The sequence below is a fragment of the Pseudomonas sp. GW821-FHT02B10 genome, assembly GCF_059421865.1.
In genome coordinates this window covers 24,100-37,138 of sequence record NZ_JBWKVU010000008.1, presented here as the reverse complement: position 1 = coordinate 37,138, position 13,039 = coordinate 24,100, and the positions used below count along the sequence as shown (strand labels likewise).

Sequence of the window (13,039 nt, the reverse complement as noted above, 5' to 3'; positions counted from 1 at the left end):
AATGAAAGCTTACGCCGTACCTTTCGAGAAGTTCGTCAACCTGGCCGACGCCCGCCTGGGCACCAAGATCATTTCGGTGACCGATGACTGGTTCGCTGACGCCAACCGTCTGTTCCAGCCGACCCCGGCCGTATGGAAGGAGGGCGTTTTCGATGACAACGGCAAGTGGATGGACGGCTGGGAGTCGCGCCGCAAGCGCTTCGAAGGCTACGACAGCGCGGTGATCCGCCTGGGCGTGCCTGGCCAGATCAAAGGCGTGGACATCGACACCTCATTCTTCACCGGCAACTTCCCGCCATCGGCCTCCCTGGAAGCCTGCTTCCTGGCCGAAGGCGAACCGAATGAAAACACCCAGTGGGTGGAAGTGCTGTCGGCCGTCGAGCTGCAAGGCAACAGCCACCACTACCACGAGATCAGCAACGATCAGGCGTTCAGCCACCTGCGCTTCAACATCTACCCGGATGGCGGCGTGGCCCGCCTGCGCGTGTATGGCATTCCGTACCGCGACTGGTCGGCGGTCGGCGACAACGAGCAGATCGACCTGGCAGCCGCCCTCAACGGCGGCCGCGCCCTGGCCTGCTCCGACGAACACTTCGGCCGCATGAGCAACATCCTCAACCCGGGCCGCGGCATCAACATGGGCGATGGCTGGGAAACCGCACGCCGCCGCACGCCAGGCAATGACTGGGTGATCGTCGCCCTGGGCCATCCGGGCGAGATCGAGAAAATCATCGTCGACACCCTGCACTTCAAGGGCAACTACCCGGACAGCTGCTCGATCCAGGGCGCCTTCGTCAAGGGCGGTACCGACAGCCAGATCGAAACCCAGTCGCTGTTCTGGCGTGAACTGCTGCCGAGCCAGAAGCTGGAAATGCACGCCGAACACACCTTCGCCGAGCAGATCAAGGCCCTGGGCCCGATCACCCATATCCGCCTGAACGTGTTCCCGGACGGTGGTGTCAGCCGCCTGCGGATCCTGGGCAAGGTCGCTCGGTAATGCCGAGCCTGTAGGTGTAGGAGCGAGCTTGCTCGCGATGGCGTCAGACCGGGCGATAGATGAACACCGGACAACCGCATCGCGAGCAAGCTCGCTCCTACAGGACAGCACAAGACGACAACAACGAATTCACAGATTAAGAAGAACAGCATGCGCACATTGATGATCGAACCGCTGAGCAAAGAAGCCTTCGCCCCCTTCGGTGACGTGATCGAAACCGACGGCAGCGATCACTTCATGATCAACAACGGTTCGACCATGCGCTTCCATCGTCTGGCTACCGTGGAAACCGCCACGCCGGACGACAAGGCGATCATCAGCATCTTCCGCGCCGACGCGCTGGACATGCCCTTGACCGTCTGCATGCTGGAGCGCCATCCGCTGGGCAGCCAGGCTTTCATTCCGCTGCTCGGCAACCCCTTTCTGATCGTGGTCGCGCCACTTGGCGATGCACCTGTATCGGGCTTGGTCCGCGCCTTCGTCAGCAATGGCAGGCAGGGCATTAATTACCATCGCGGCGTCTGGCACCACCCGGTGCTGACGATCGAAAAGCGGGATGACTTCCTGGTGGTTGATCGCAGTGGCACAGGCAACAACTGCGATGAGCATTTCTTTGAAGAGGATGAGTGTTTGATCCTCGCCCCCCACCAATAAGAGAAGGTCTGATCACCCGAAAACAAGGGTGACAGGCGAGAGGTAAAGACTGTGGAAGCACATCTGTTGGAATGGCTCAACCTGAGCGTGCGTTGGGTTCACATGATCACTGGCGTGGCCTGGATCGGCGCGTCGTTCTACTTCGTCTGGCTGGAAAACAACCTCAATCGCGTCAATCCCAAGGACGGCCTGTCGGGCGACCTCTGGGCAATCCACGGTGGCGGCATCTATCACCTGGAAAAATACAAACTGGCCCCACCGTCCATGCCGGAAAACCTGCACTGGTTCAAATGGGAAGCCTACTTCACCTGGATGTCGGGGATCGCCCTGCTGTGCCTGGTGTTCTACTACAACCCGATGCTCTACCTGGTAGCGCCCGGCAGCGGCCTGACCGGCCCTGAAGGCGTGGCCATCGGCATCGGTTCGCTGATCGCCGGCTGGTTCGTCTACGACTTCCTCTGCGACTCGCCCCTGGGCAAGAAACCCGCCCTGCTCGGCTTCATCCTGTTCGTGCTGTTGATCGCCGCGGCCTATGGCTTCAGCAAGGTGTTCAGCGGTCGCGGCGCCTACCTGCACGTCGGCGCCATCATCGGCACCATCATGGTCGGCAATGTGTTCCGCATCATCATGCCGGCCCAGCGCGCGCTGGTGGCCGCCATCGCGGAAAACCGCACGCCGGACCCGACCCTGCCGGCCAAGGGCCTGCTGCGTTCGCGCCACAACAACTACTTCACCCTGCCCGTGCTGTTCATCATGATCAGCAACCACTTTCCAAGCACCTACGGCAGCCAGTACAACTGGTTGATCCTGGCCGGGATCGCGGTGCTGGCGGTGCTGGTACGTCACTACTTCAACACCCGCCACGACAGCCACAAGTTCGCCTGGACCCTGCCGGTCGCCGCCCTGGGCATGATCTGCCTGGCCTACGTCACCGGCCCCGCGCAAATGGCCAACAGCCCGGAAGTGGCCAAGGCCCCAGCGAAGATCGAGTACCAGCCACTGCCGGAAACCGCCATCGGCGGCGGCGCCAAGCCTGAAACCGCCGCGGCTCCGGCAGCTCCGGCAGCTCCCGAAGTTGCGCCGACGCAAGCGTCCACGGCAACCCAGGGCCCGACCTTCGACAAGGTGCATAACGTGATCCAGGAACGTTGCACCGTCTGCCACTCGGCCAAGCCCACCAGCCCGCTGTTCAGTGCCGCGCCGGCCGGCGTGATGTTCGACACCCCCGAGCAGATCAAGCTCCAGGCCCCACGCATCCAGGCCCAGGCAGTCGCCAGCCAGATCATGCCGCTGGGCAATATCACCCAGATGACCCAGCAGGAACGTGACCTGATCGGCGCCTGGATCAACCAGGGGGCGCGCACCAACTAGTACCGCGGTGCCTTGACGACCGCTATCGCGGGCAAGCCTCGCGCCTACAGCATGTGTGTTGCTTCTGTAGGAGCGAAGCTTGCTCGCGATCGACCGCCACGCGGTTGGCCTGCTGCAAAAAAGCTGTTCGCAACCACACAGCTTTCTAATCACAAGAATAAGAAGATCCGAGGTGTTGCATGTCCGCGTTAACCGAACCGCGCATCCCCGACGCACCCGCCATTGCGCGACTGCCCCTTTTGCAACTGATCCTGGTCGGGTTGCAGCATGTTCTGCTGATGTACGGAGGCGCCATCGCGGTGCCGCTGATCATCGGACAGGCCGCGGGTCTGAGTCGTGAAGAAATCGCCTTCCTGATCAATGCCGACCTGCTGGTCGCCGGCATCGCCACCCTCGTGCAATCCCTCGGCATCGGCCCCATGGGCATCCGCATGCCGGTGATGATGGGCGCCAGCTTCGCCGCGGTGGGCAGCATGGTCGCCATGGCCGGCATGCCGGGCATCGGCCTGCAGGGGATCTTTGGCGCGACCATCGCCGCCGGTTTCTTCGGCATGCTCATCGCGCCCTTCATGTCCAAGGTGGTGCGCTTCTTTCCTCCCCTGGTCACCGGCACCGTCATCACCTCCATCGGCCTGTCGCTGTTCCCGGTCGCGGTGAACTGGGCGGGCGGCGGCAGCCACAATGCCGAATTCGGTTCCCCCATCTACCTGGCCATCGCCGCGCTGGTGCTGGGCACAATCCTGCTGGTGCATCGGTTCATGCGCGGTTTCTGGGTGAACATTTCCGTGCTGATCGGCATGGGCCTGGGCTACGCGCTCTGCGGCCTGATCGGCATGGTCGACCTTAGCGGCATGGCCCAGGCACCCTGGGTGCAGGTGGTCACTCCGCTGCATTTCGGCATGCCGCAGTTCCATCTGGCGCCGATCCTTTCGATGTGCCTGGTGGTGGTGATCATCTTCGTCGAGTCCACCGGAATGTTCCTCGCCCTGGGGAAAATCACCGGCCAGGAAGTCACCCCGCGCATGCTGCGTCGTGGCCTGCTGTGTGATGCCGGCGCCTCGTTTTTCGCCGGTTTCCTCAACACCTTCACCCACTCTTCGTTCGCCCAGAACATCGGCCTGGTGCAGATGACCGGCGTGCGTTGCCGCTCGGTGACCATAGTCGCCGGCGGCCTGCTGATCGTTCTGAGCCTGCTGCCCAAGGCGGCTTTCCTGGTGGCCTCGATTCCCCCGGCGGTACTGGGCGGCGCGGCTATCGCCATGTTCGGCATGGTGGCGGCGACCGGGATCAAGATCCTCCAGGAAACCGATATCGCCGACCGGCGCAATCAACTGCTGGTGGCGGTAAGCATCGGCATGGGCCTGATTCCGGTGGTCCGTCCGGAGTTCTTCGCCCACCTGCCCCTGTGGATGAGCCCGATCACCCACAGCGGAATCGCCATGGCCACCCTCAGTGCGCTGGCCCTGAACCTGCTGTTCAACATCCTGGGCGGCACCGAACGGGCCGCCAGCAACGCCCGACACGCCCACCAGCATTGAAGCCTGGACGGGGCGGCCCGACAGCCGCCCCTGCTTGACCGTCGATACCCGAAATACACGCACGACAGGCAGACCCGGCACCGCGCCCGGTCGCAGTCGGCGGCTGCCTGCGCCTTGACAATAAAAACAAACAGGGAGCAACACGATGAGACATGCACACGCACGCCTGCTGCTCGGCGGCGCACTGCTGGCCACGACCCAGGTCATGGCCGGCGACCTGCTGCTGTGGCAGACCAACAGCCTGACGTACCTGTATGGCAAGAACTTCGCGATCAACCCGTCGATCCAGCAGACGGTGACCTTCGAACACGCCGACCGTTGGAAATACGGCGACACCTTCCTGTTCGTCGACAAGATTTTCTACAACGGCGAGGAAGATCGTAACAAAGGTCCCCACGCCTTTTACGGCGAGTTCAGCCCCAGGCTGTCGTTCGGCAAGATCCTCGACCGCTCATTGGCCTTCGGCCCGGTCAAGGATGTATTGCTGGCCATGACCTACGAATATGGCGAAGGCGACAGCGAGGCCTATTTGATCGGCCCCGGTTTCGACCTGGCCGTTGCGGGCTTCAACTATTTCACCCTGAACTTCTATCGCCGCCAGACCGAAGGCCCGCGCCCCGGCGACGGTGTCTGGCAGATCACTCCCTCCTGGTCCTACAGCATCCCGCTGGGCCGTTCGAACCTGTTGATCGACGGCTACCTGGACTGGGTGGTGGACAACGACCGGAACGACCGCGGTACCTACCACGCCAACCTGCATATCAACCCGCAGATCAAATACGACCTGGGCAAGGCCCTGCGCCTGGGCGAAAAGCAGCTGTATGTCGGCCTCGAATACAGCTACTGGAAAGACAAATACGGCATTCAGAACAGCGCCAACCTGGACACCAATCAGAACACCGCCAGCCTGCTGGTGAAGGTGCATTTCTAGAATGACCGGCAAACGTGCCCCAAAGTTGTTTCAAGTGCGCTATTGCAGAGCACTTGAGCAAGGCCGTGGGAGTCAGTATTCTCCGCGGCCGCCTGAATCCGGTGAAAAAAAAAGCCCGGATTTAAAACCTGACCGGAAAGCCAACTTATCCCGGCCTCCGGAAAGTACCAAGGCGTACCGAGTTAAAACCGAATTCACTCTCGATCGACTGTATTCGTACAGCCGCGCGGGAGTTTTTGCGCTTTTTTTTCGCCTTGGCTCAGCTCTTGCTATCAGCAACAAAGCTGACCGATCGGATGATTTTTCAGCCACTAAAAGGTGCCACACCAGAGCACCGGCTTTTAAAGAAAAACGTGGAACCACTTACTTTTTGGGAGCAACCGAATGAACCGCATCTGTAAAGGCCTGATGCTTGCAGGATCCTTGCTGGCAGGGGCCCAGGCCACCGCAGGCGAACTGCTGCAATGGCAGAACAACAGCCTGACCTACCTCTACGGCAAAGACTTCACGATCAACCCGCAGATCCAGCAAACCGTGACTTTCGAACATGCCGATGCCTGGAAGTACGGCGACAACTTCCTGTTTATCGACAAGATCTTCTACAACGGCAAAAAGGACGGCAACGTCGGCCCGAACACTTATTACGGCGAGTTCAGCCCGCGTCTTTCATTCGGCAAGATCTTTGATCAGAAGTTGGAGTTCGGTCCGATCAAGGATGTATTGCTGGCCATGACTTACGAGTTCGGCGAAGGCGATAACGAGTCCTACCTGATCGGTCCGGGTTTCGACCTGGCGATCCCCGGGTTCGATTACTTCCAGTTGAACTTCTACAACCGCCAGACCGAAGGCAGCCGTGCCGGCGACAATGTCTGGCAGATCACTCCGGTCTGGTCCTACACCATTCCCGTGGGCAGTTCTGACATCCTCATCGACGGTTTCATCGACTGGGTGGTGGACAACGACAAGAATGCCAAAGGCGAGTACCACGCCAACCTGCACATCAACCCGCAGATCAAGTACGACCTGGGCAAGGCGCTGAAACTGGGCGACAAACAGTTGTATGTCGGTATCGAATACGACTACTGGAAGAACAAGTACGGGGTCAAGGACACCCCCTACTTCGACACCGATCAGAACACCGCCAGCCTGCTGCTCAAGTACCACTTCTGATGCAGTGAGCGCCGTTCCCGTGCGGGTCGCGGGAACGGATTACATCGAATAAATCGATAGCAACGCGCCGATATTCGCAACCATCGATCAGTTGAGCTGGCATAGCATGTCGCTCATCCCAACCTGATCAGGAGTTGCATCGATGACTCAATTTCGCACAGTACTCAGCGTCCATACCGGCCAGCCCGCTTCGGACGGCGCCGGCGTCAGACTGACCCGGGTCTTCGGTGGCCAGGGTGTCGAGCGCTTCGACCCGTTCCTGATGCTCGATGAATTCGGCTCGGAAAACCCCGACGACTACATCGCAGGCTTCCCGCCCCATCCCCATCGCGGCTTCGAAACCGTCACCTACATGCTCGAAGGCCGCATGCGCCACGAGGATCACCTGGGCAACGTCGGCCTGCTGGAAGGCGGTGGCGTGCAATGGATGACCGCCGCCAAGGGCATCATCCACAGCGAGATGCCGGAACAGGAAGAAGGCGTGATGCGCGGCTTCCAGCTCTGGCTGAACCTGCCGGGCAAGCACAAGCTGGACAAGGCCGGCTACCGGGACATTCAACCCCAGGACATCCCCCGCCTGACCACCGCCAATGGCGTGGGAGTGGTGGTGATCGCCGGCCGCTTCGATGACGGCCAGGCGCAGCAGACCGGCGCCGTCGAACGGCCGGACACCGAGCCCCACTACTTCGACCTGCGCCTGCCTGCGGGCGCCAGCATCAGCCCGCGGCTGCCTGCAGGGCATCGGGCCCTGCTGTATGTCTATGAAGGTCAGATCGACCTGCCCGGGCATCCGCAACCGGTCGCCAGCAGCAAGCTGGTGCGCCTGTCCGACCAGGGCGAGATTCAGTTGAGCAGTGCCGACGGCGCCCGTGTGCTGTTGATTGCCGGCAAGCCGCTGGGCGAGCCGATCGTGCAGTACGGACCATTCGTGATGAACACCCGGGAAGAGATCGAGCAGGCATTGCGGGATTTTCGCGATGACAAGCTGACGGCCTGAGCATTGCCCTTAGAAACGCTATCGCGAGCAAGCTCGCTCCTACAGAGATAATGAGTTCCCTGTAGGCGAGCCTGCTCGCGATGTTCTTTCAGGCCGTCGCGACCTCTGCCGCCAACCCCAGGAACCGCCGCAGCTCGTCGCGCTTGGCCAAGGCATCGCTGCGCCCCAGCTCGATCAATTCGCTGCAATACCCCGCCTCGAACAGCAGGTAACTCAAGACCCCGGCACCGCTGGTCTTGGTCGCCCCCGGCCCGCGCAGGAACAGGCGCAATGCCGCCGGCAGCTCATGCCGGTGACGCGCGGCGATCTCGTCGATCGGCTGGCTGGGGGCGATCACCAGCACCTCCACCGGCGCCACGCCCAGGGTACGGACGGGCGTGCCCGAAGGCAGCAGATGACTGAACTGGTTGAGTCGCTGCAAGAGCTCGATGTCGCTCTCCAGGCTATCAATGAACGTACTGTTGAGCATGTGGCCACCGATCTGCGCCAGCGTCGGCTGCTGCCCGGTGTAGCTGCGTTGCTGGGGCGCCTGCGGATCGATGCCACGGGGGTTGCCGCTGACCCCGACCACCAGCACTCGGCTGGCCCCCAGGTGCAAGGCCGGACTGATGGGCGCCGATTGCCGCACTGCGCCGTCGCCGAAAAACTCCTGGTCGATTTTCACCGGCGCGAACAGCAGTGGAATCGCCGAGCTGGCCAGCAAGTGTTCGACCGTGAGTTCGGTGGGCAGGCCGATACGCCGATGGCGCAACCAGGCCTCGATGGTGCCGCCGCCCTGGTAGAAGGTCACCGCCTGGCCCGATTCATAACCGAAGGCCGTGACCGCCACCGCCTGCAGATGCTTTTGCGCAATGGCATGACGAATACCGGACAGCTGCAATTTATCGTTCAACAACTGCCGCAGCGGCGAGCTGTTGAGCAACGCCACCGGCACTTGCGCGCCCAGGCCGAGCAGGCTGTGGCCAACGAACCGGGTGGCCTGGCGGATCACCCCGGGCCAGTCGCTGCGAATCACCTGATGGCTGCGAAAGCCCTGCCAGAACGCCGTGAGACGCTCGATGGCCGCGGTGAAATCCAGCGCGCCGCTGGCCAGGCTGACCGCATTGATCGCCCCGGCCGAGGTCCCGACTATCACCGGGAAGGGATTGCTCGCCCCCGCCGGCAGCAATTCGGCAATCGCCGCCAGCACCCCCACCTGATATGCCGCACGAGCCCCGCCGCCGGAAAGAATCAATCCTGTGACCGGTTCCGCTGGGCTCATCGCTACACTCCATGGCGCTGATAAAGGGCTTTCAATCTAGGCTCTGTACGAAAAGTGGCTACGCGCTGGGCGCCTTCGGCGCTACGCAGGCCATGCTGCGTTAAAAACAGGCTCGTGCGCGAGTCCGATCGGAATGCTCATTTAGGCCCCTAAACTCCGCTTCCTCGCCTGTTTTTGCCTTGCCTAACCTTCGCTCGCCGACTTTTCGTCCTAGAGCCTAACGCGATAAATTCAACCGCGCTTCTTATACAGCTTCGGCTCGCCTGGCGGACGGCTCTTGAAGCGCCGGTGCGCCCACAGATACTGCTCCGGCCACTCGCGCAGCACACCTTCGATCCACTGGTTGATGCGCAGGCAATCGGCCTCTTCGGTCTCACCCGGGAAATCCTGCAACGGCGGGTGAATCACCAGCCGATAACCACTGCCATCGGCCAGCCGCTGCTGAGTGAAAGGCACCACCAGGGCCTTGCCCAGCCGGGCGAACTTGCTGGTGGCGGTGACCGTCGCCGCCTGGATGCCGAACAGCGGCACGAACACGCTTTGCTTGGCACCGTAATCCTGGTCCGGTGCGTACCAGATGGCCCGCCCGGCGCGCAGCAGCTTGAGCATGCCGCGCACGTCTTCACGCTCCACCGCCAGGGAATCCAGATTGTGCCGCTCGCGGCCACGACGCTGGATGAAATCGAACAGTGGGTTCTTGTGCTCGCGGTACATGCCATCGATGGTGTGCTGCTGGCCCAGCAACGCCGCGCCGATTTCCAGGGTGGTGAAGTGCAGGGCCATGAGGATCACGCCCTTGCCTTCCAACTGCGCCTGCTTGAGATGCTCCAGGCCTTCGACATGGGCCAGGCGCGCCAGGCGCGGCTTGGACCACCACCAGCTCATGGCCATTTCGAAAAAGGCGATGCCGGTGGAGGCGAAGTTTTCCTTGAGCAGGCGCTTGCGCTCGGCGGCGGACTTTTCGGGGAAACACAGTTCCAGGTTGCGCTTGGCGATCCGCCGGCGCTCACCGGCCACCCGGTACATCAGCGCGCCCAGGGCACGACCGATCCACAGCAGCAACGGATAAGGCAGCTGGACCACCAGCCATAGCAGGCCCAGGCCCAGCCACAGCGGCCAAAAACGGGGATAAAGAAATGCAGCTCGAAAACGCGGGCGATCCATTACAGATTCCGGACAGACAACAAGGTCGCGCATTCTACATCGGTTCGACCCGGCTTGCGGCCCGCGGGCGTTCTCGTTATAAGTCTCGGCACTTTTAGTGACAAGCCGCTTTATGCCGACCATGAGCCAAACCGAATCGCAAGACCTGGATCCTGTGTTCCAGTTGAAGGGCAGCATGCTGGCCATCACCGTGCTGGAACTGGCCCGCAACGACCTCGAGGGCCTCGATCGCCAACTGGCGGCGAAGGTCGCGCAAGCCCCGAATTTCTTCAGTAACGCCCCGCTGGTGCTGGCGCTGGACAAGCTGCCGGCCAGCGAAGGCGCCGTCGATCTGCCCGGCCTGATGCGCGTCTGCCGTCACCATGGCCTGCGCACCCTGGCGATCCGCGCCAGCCGCATCGAAGACATCGCCGCGGCGATCGCCGTCGACCTGCCCGTTCTGCCGCCTTCCGGCGCCCGGGAACGACCGCTGGAACCGCAGGAAAACGAAGCCCGGAAAAAGCCTGAAAAGCCGCCTGAGCCGACCATCAAGCCCACCCGAATCATCACTTCGCCAGTACGCGGCGGGCAGCAGATCTATGCCCAGGGTGGCGATCTGGTCGTGACCTCCTCGGTCAGTCCGGGTGCGGAACTTCTGGCCGATGGCAACATCCATGTATACGGCCCGATGCGCGGTCGAGCGCTGGCCGGGGTCAAGGGAGATACCAAGGCACGGATTTTCTGTCAGCAATTGAGCGCTGAACTGGTGTCCATCGCCGGCCAGTACAAGGTTTCCGAGGACCTGCGGCGCGATCCGTTGTGGGGTGCCGGGGTCCAGGTCAGCCTGTCGGGTGACGTGTTGAACATCACACGTCTTTAACGGATACTGCCGCATTTTCCAAGCATCTCTAAAACGTAGCGAATACGGCTCAAACGAAGTAGGAGCAGGTGTTAACCGACCTCCAGCCAAGGCTGTCCGACTGCAGTAGTTTTCAAGAGATGTTTTTCAGGGGCTAAAAGTCCTTTTTCCTTAGGGGTGAAACACCTTGGCCAAGATTCTCGTGGTTACATCCGGCAAGGGTGGTGTGGGTAAGACCACCACCAGCGCCGCTATCGGTACCGGCCTCGCTCTGCGCGGCCACAAAACAGTCATCGTCGACTTCGACGTCGGCTTGCGTAACCTCGACCTGATCATGGGTTGCGAACGTCGCGTGGTGTATGACTTCGTCAACGTGGTCAACGGCGAAGCCAACCTGCAGCAAGCCCTGATCAAAGACAAGCGCCTGGAAAACCTCTACGTACTGGCCGCCAGTCAGACCCGCGACAAAGACGCGCTGACCCAGGAAGGCGTGGAAAAAGTGCTGATGGAGCTCAAGGAGACCTTCGAATTCGTGGTCTGCGACTCCCCGGCCGGTATCGAGAAAGGGGCTCACCTGGCCATGTACTTCGCCGACGAAGCGATTGTCGTGACCAACCCGGAAGTCTCCTCGGTACGTGACTCCGACCGCATGCTGGGCCTGCTGGCCAGCAAGTCCAAGCGCGCGGAGAACGGCGAAGACCCGATCAAGGAACACCTGCTGCTGACCCGCTACAACCCTTCGCGTGTCAGCAACGGCGAAATGCTTGGCGTCGAAGACGTCAAAGAGATTCTCGCAGTAACGCTGCTGGGCGTGATTCCAGAATCCCAGGCAGTACTCAAGGCTTCCAACCAAGGCGTTCCGGTGATTCTCGATGACCAGAGCGACGCCGGCCAGGCGTACAGCGATGCTGTCGACCGTCTGCTGGGTAAAACCGTGGAACACCGGTTCCTTGATGTTGAGAAGAAGGGATTCTTCGAGCGCCTGTTTGGAGGTAGGTAATGAATCTTTTTGACTTCTTTCGTGCCAGCAAAAAAGTAAGCACCGCGTCGGTAGCGAAAGAGCGTCTACAGATCATCGTGGCGCATGAACGCGGCCAGCGCACTACCCCTGATTACTTGCCTGCCTTGCAGAAGGAACTGGTGGAAGTCATCCGCAAGTACGTCAATATCGGGTCCGATGACGTGCATGTCGCCCTGGAAAACCAGGGCAGCTGCTCAATCCTGGAACTCAATATCACCCTGCCTGATCGCTGATCGATTCGGCTGGAGCCACGGCGGCTCGATCCCTCGGTTTTTCTACAGGAGCACAGGTGCTCCTGTAGAAGCCGGGTCGATCGAGCCGCCGTTGGCGTTTGTTACGAGGCTGTTTTAATGCCGCTGTCGAATATCCGCATCATTCATCAGGACGCCGCCGTCCTGGTGGTGGACAAGCCCACCCTGCTGCTCTCCGTGCCCGGCCGGGCCGATGACAACAAGGATTGCCTGATCACCCGCCTGCAGGAAAACGGCTACCCGGAAGCCCGTATCGTCCATCGCCTGGACTGGGAAACCTCCGGCATCATCCTGCTGGCCCGCGACCCCGATACCCATCGCGAACTGTCCCGGCAATTTCACGACCGCGAGACCGAAAAAGCCTACACCGCCCTGTGCTGGGGCCAGCCGGAACTGGACAGCGGCAGCATCGACCTGCCACTGCGCTACGACCCGCCGACCAAACCGCGGCACGTGGTGGATCACGAGTTCGGCAAGAACGCCCTGACCTTCTGGCGAGTGCTGGAACGCTGCGGCGACTGGTGCCGCGTCGAACTGACCCCGATCACCGGACGCTCGCACCAGTTGCGGGTGCATATGCTGTCCATCGGCCACCCGCTGTTGGGCGACGGCCTGTACGCGCATCCACAAGCGCTGGCCGCCTGGCCACGCCTGTGCCTGCACGCCAGCATGCTCAGCTTCACCCATCCGCAGAGTGGCGAACGCCTGCGCTTCGAGTGCCCGGCACCATTCTGATCGAGAGCGGCCACCGTAGCGAAACGCCCCTCGATTGAGGGGCATACAGACACGGAAAAATCTGATCAAAAATGAAGATTAATCTGAACAATTTGTTATGAATTTGTGAAA

Annotated in this window: 14 protein-coding genes; 12 read left to right on the top strand and 2 right to left on the bottom strand. The window is 61.4% G+C overall.

The features are described from left to right. The first annotated feature begins 1 nt into the window (after window position 1). From alc to AC07VU_RS17985, 8 genes are all read left to right on the top strand, one after another. Window positions 2-997: an allantoicase gene (gene alc / locus AC07VU_RS18020; protein ID WP_007921784.1), complete on the top strand. Its 996-nt coding sequence runs from the start codon at window positions 2-4 to the stop codon at window positions 995-997. A 150-nt stretch (window positions 998-1,147) separates the two neighbouring features. After that, window positions 1,148-1,651, top strand: a complete 504-nt coding sequence (locus AC07VU_RS18015; protein WP_495030209.1) for an ureidoglycolate lyase — start codon at window positions 1,148-1,150, stop codon at window positions 1,649-1,651. Window positions 1,652-1,702: 51 nt separating this feature from the next. Then, the gene (locus AC07VU_RS18010; protein WP_367602550.1) at window positions 1,703-3,022 is read left to right on the top strand and encodes a urate hydroxylase PuuD; all 1,320 of its coding nucleotides are present in this window, start codon (window positions 1,703-1,705) and stop codon (window positions 3,020-3,022) included. Between the two features lie 179 nt (window positions 3,023-3,201). After that, the gene (locus AC07VU_RS18005; protein ID WP_495030208.1) at window positions 3,202-4,560 is read left to right on the top strand and encodes a nucleobase:cation symporter-2 family protein; all 1,359 of its coding nucleotides are present in this window, start codon (window positions 3,202-3,204) and stop codon (window positions 4,558-4,560) included. Window positions 4,561-4,705: 145 nt separating this feature from the next. Beyond that, entirely contained in the window at window positions 4,706-5,491 is a 786-nt protein-coding gene (locus AC07VU_RS18000) for an outer membrane protein OmpK (RefSeq protein ID WP_274304317.1), read from the top strand. Window position 5,492: 1 nt separating this feature from the next. Continuing rightward, window positions 5,493-5,879 (top strand): hypothetical protein, encoded by a 387-nt coding sequence (locus tag AC07VU_RS17995; protein WP_274299999.1) that lies wholly within the window; start codon window positions 5,493-5,495, stop codon window positions 5,877-5,879. After that, window positions 5,876-6,661, top strand: a complete 786-nt coding sequence (locus AC07VU_RS17990) for an outer membrane protein OmpK (RefSeq protein WP_092417423.1) — start codon at window positions 5,876-5,878, stop codon at window positions 6,659-6,661. Before AC07VU_RS17995 ends, AC07VU_RS17990 begins: the two co-directional genes overlap by 4 nt. A 142-nt stretch (window positions 6,662-6,803) precedes the next feature. Beyond that, window positions 6,804-7,658, top strand: coding sequence for a pirin family protein (locus AC07VU_RS17985; protein ID WP_495030207.1), 855 nt, complete (start codon window positions 6,804-6,806; stop codon window positions 7,656-7,658). 88 nt (window positions 7,659-7,746) lie between these two features. Here the strand turns inward: AC07VU_RS17985 and AC07VU_RS17980 are convergent, their stop codons facing one another. Continuing rightward, window positions 7,747-8,919, bottom strand: coding sequence for a patatin-like phospholipase family protein (locus AC07VU_RS17980; RefSeq protein WP_009045063.1), 1,173 nt, complete (start codon window positions 8,917-8,919; stop codon window positions 7,747-7,749). 231 nt (window positions 8,920-9,150) lie between these two features. Next, a complete protein-coding gene (locus AC07VU_RS17975; RefSeq protein WP_457274601.1) occupies window positions 9,151-10,083 on the bottom strand; it encodes a lipid A biosynthesis lauroyl acyltransferase in 933 nt (310 codons plus the stop codon). 121 nt (window positions 10,084-10,204) lie between these two features. On the opposite strand from AC07VU_RS17975, the gene minC reads away from it, so the two are divergent. From minC to AC07VU_RS17955, 4 genes are all read left to right on the top strand, one after another. Further along, window positions 10,205-10,942 (top strand): septum site-determining protein MinC, encoded by a 738-nt coding sequence (gene minC, locus AC07VU_RS17970; RefSeq protein WP_009045065.1) that lies wholly within the window; start codon window positions 10,205-10,207, stop codon window positions 10,940-10,942. A 166-nt stretch (window positions 10,943-11,108) separates the two neighbouring features. Next, window positions 11,109-11,921 carry a septum site-determining protein MinD gene (gene minD, locus AC07VU_RS17965; protein ID WP_007928664.1) on the top strand — a complete coding sequence of 271 codons (813 nt, stop codon included), beginning with the start codon at window positions 11,109-11,111 and terminating at the stop codon, window positions 11,919-11,921. Next, window positions 11,921-12,175, top strand: a complete 255-nt coding sequence (minE, locus tag AC07VU_RS17960) for a cell division topological specificity factor MinE (RefSeq protein ID WP_007928666.1) — start codon at window positions 11,921-11,923, stop codon at window positions 12,173-12,175. The genes minD and minE overlap by 1 nt, the downstream gene beginning before the upstream one ends. Window positions 12,176-12,292: 117 nt before the next feature. Next, the gene (locus AC07VU_RS17955) at window positions 12,293-12,928 is read left to right on the top strand and encodes an RluA family pseudouridine synthase (RefSeq protein WP_007928667.1); all 636 of its coding nucleotides are present in this window, start codon (window positions 12,293-12,295) and stop codon (window positions 12,926-12,928) included. The last annotated feature ends 111 nt before the right edge of the window (window positions 12,929-13,039 follow it).

Excerpts from the sequence above, each read along its gene's own strand:
- alc (WP_007921784.1), top strand. The coding sequence starts at position 2 with ATGAAAGCTTACGCCGTACCTTTCGAGAAGTTCGTCAACCTGGCCGAC.
- AC07VU_RS18015 (WP_495030209.1), top strand. The coding sequence starts at position 1,148 with ATGCGCACATTGATGATCGAACCGCTGAGCAAAGAAGCCTTCGCCCCC.
- AC07VU_RS18005 (WP_495030208.1), top strand. The coding sequence starts at position 3,202 with ATGTCCGCGTTAACCGAACCGCGCATCCCCGACGCACCCGCCATTGCG.
- AC07VU_RS18000 (WP_274304317.1), top strand. The coding sequence starts at position 4,706 with ATGAGACATGCACACGCACGCCTGCTGCTCGGCGGCGCACTGCTGGCC.
- AC07VU_RS17995 (WP_274299999.1), top strand. The coding sequence starts at position 5,493 with ATGACCGGCAAACGTGCCCCAAAGTTGTTTCAAGTGCGCTATTGCAGA.
- AC07VU_RS17990 (WP_092417423.1), top strand. The coding sequence starts at position 5,876 with ATGAACCGCATCTGTAAAGGCCTGATGCTTGCAGGATCCTTGCTGGCA.
- AC07VU_RS17985 (WP_495030207.1), top strand. The coding sequence starts at position 6,804 with ATGACTCAATTTCGCACAGTACTCAGCGTCCATACCGGCCAGCCCGCT.
- AC07VU_RS17980 (WP_009045063.1), bottom strand. The coding sequence starts at position 8,919 with ATGAGCCCAGCGGAACCGGTCACAGGATTGATTCTTTCCGGCGGCGGG.
- AC07VU_RS17975 (WP_457274601.1), bottom strand. The coding sequence starts at position 10,083 with ATGGATCGCCCGCGTTTTCGAGCTGCATTTCTTTATCCCCGTTTTTGG.
- minC (WP_009045065.1), top strand. The coding sequence starts at position 10,205 with ATGAGCCAAACCGAATCGCAAGACCTGGATCCTGTGTTCCAGTTGAAG.
- minE (WP_007928666.1), top strand. The coding sequence starts at position 11,921 with ATGAATCTTTTTGACTTCTTTCGTGCCAGCAAAAAAGTAAGCACCGCG.
- AC07VU_RS17955 (WP_007928667.1), top strand. The coding sequence starts at position 12,293 with ATGCCGCTGTCGAATATCCGCATCATTCATCAGGACGCCGCCGTCCTG.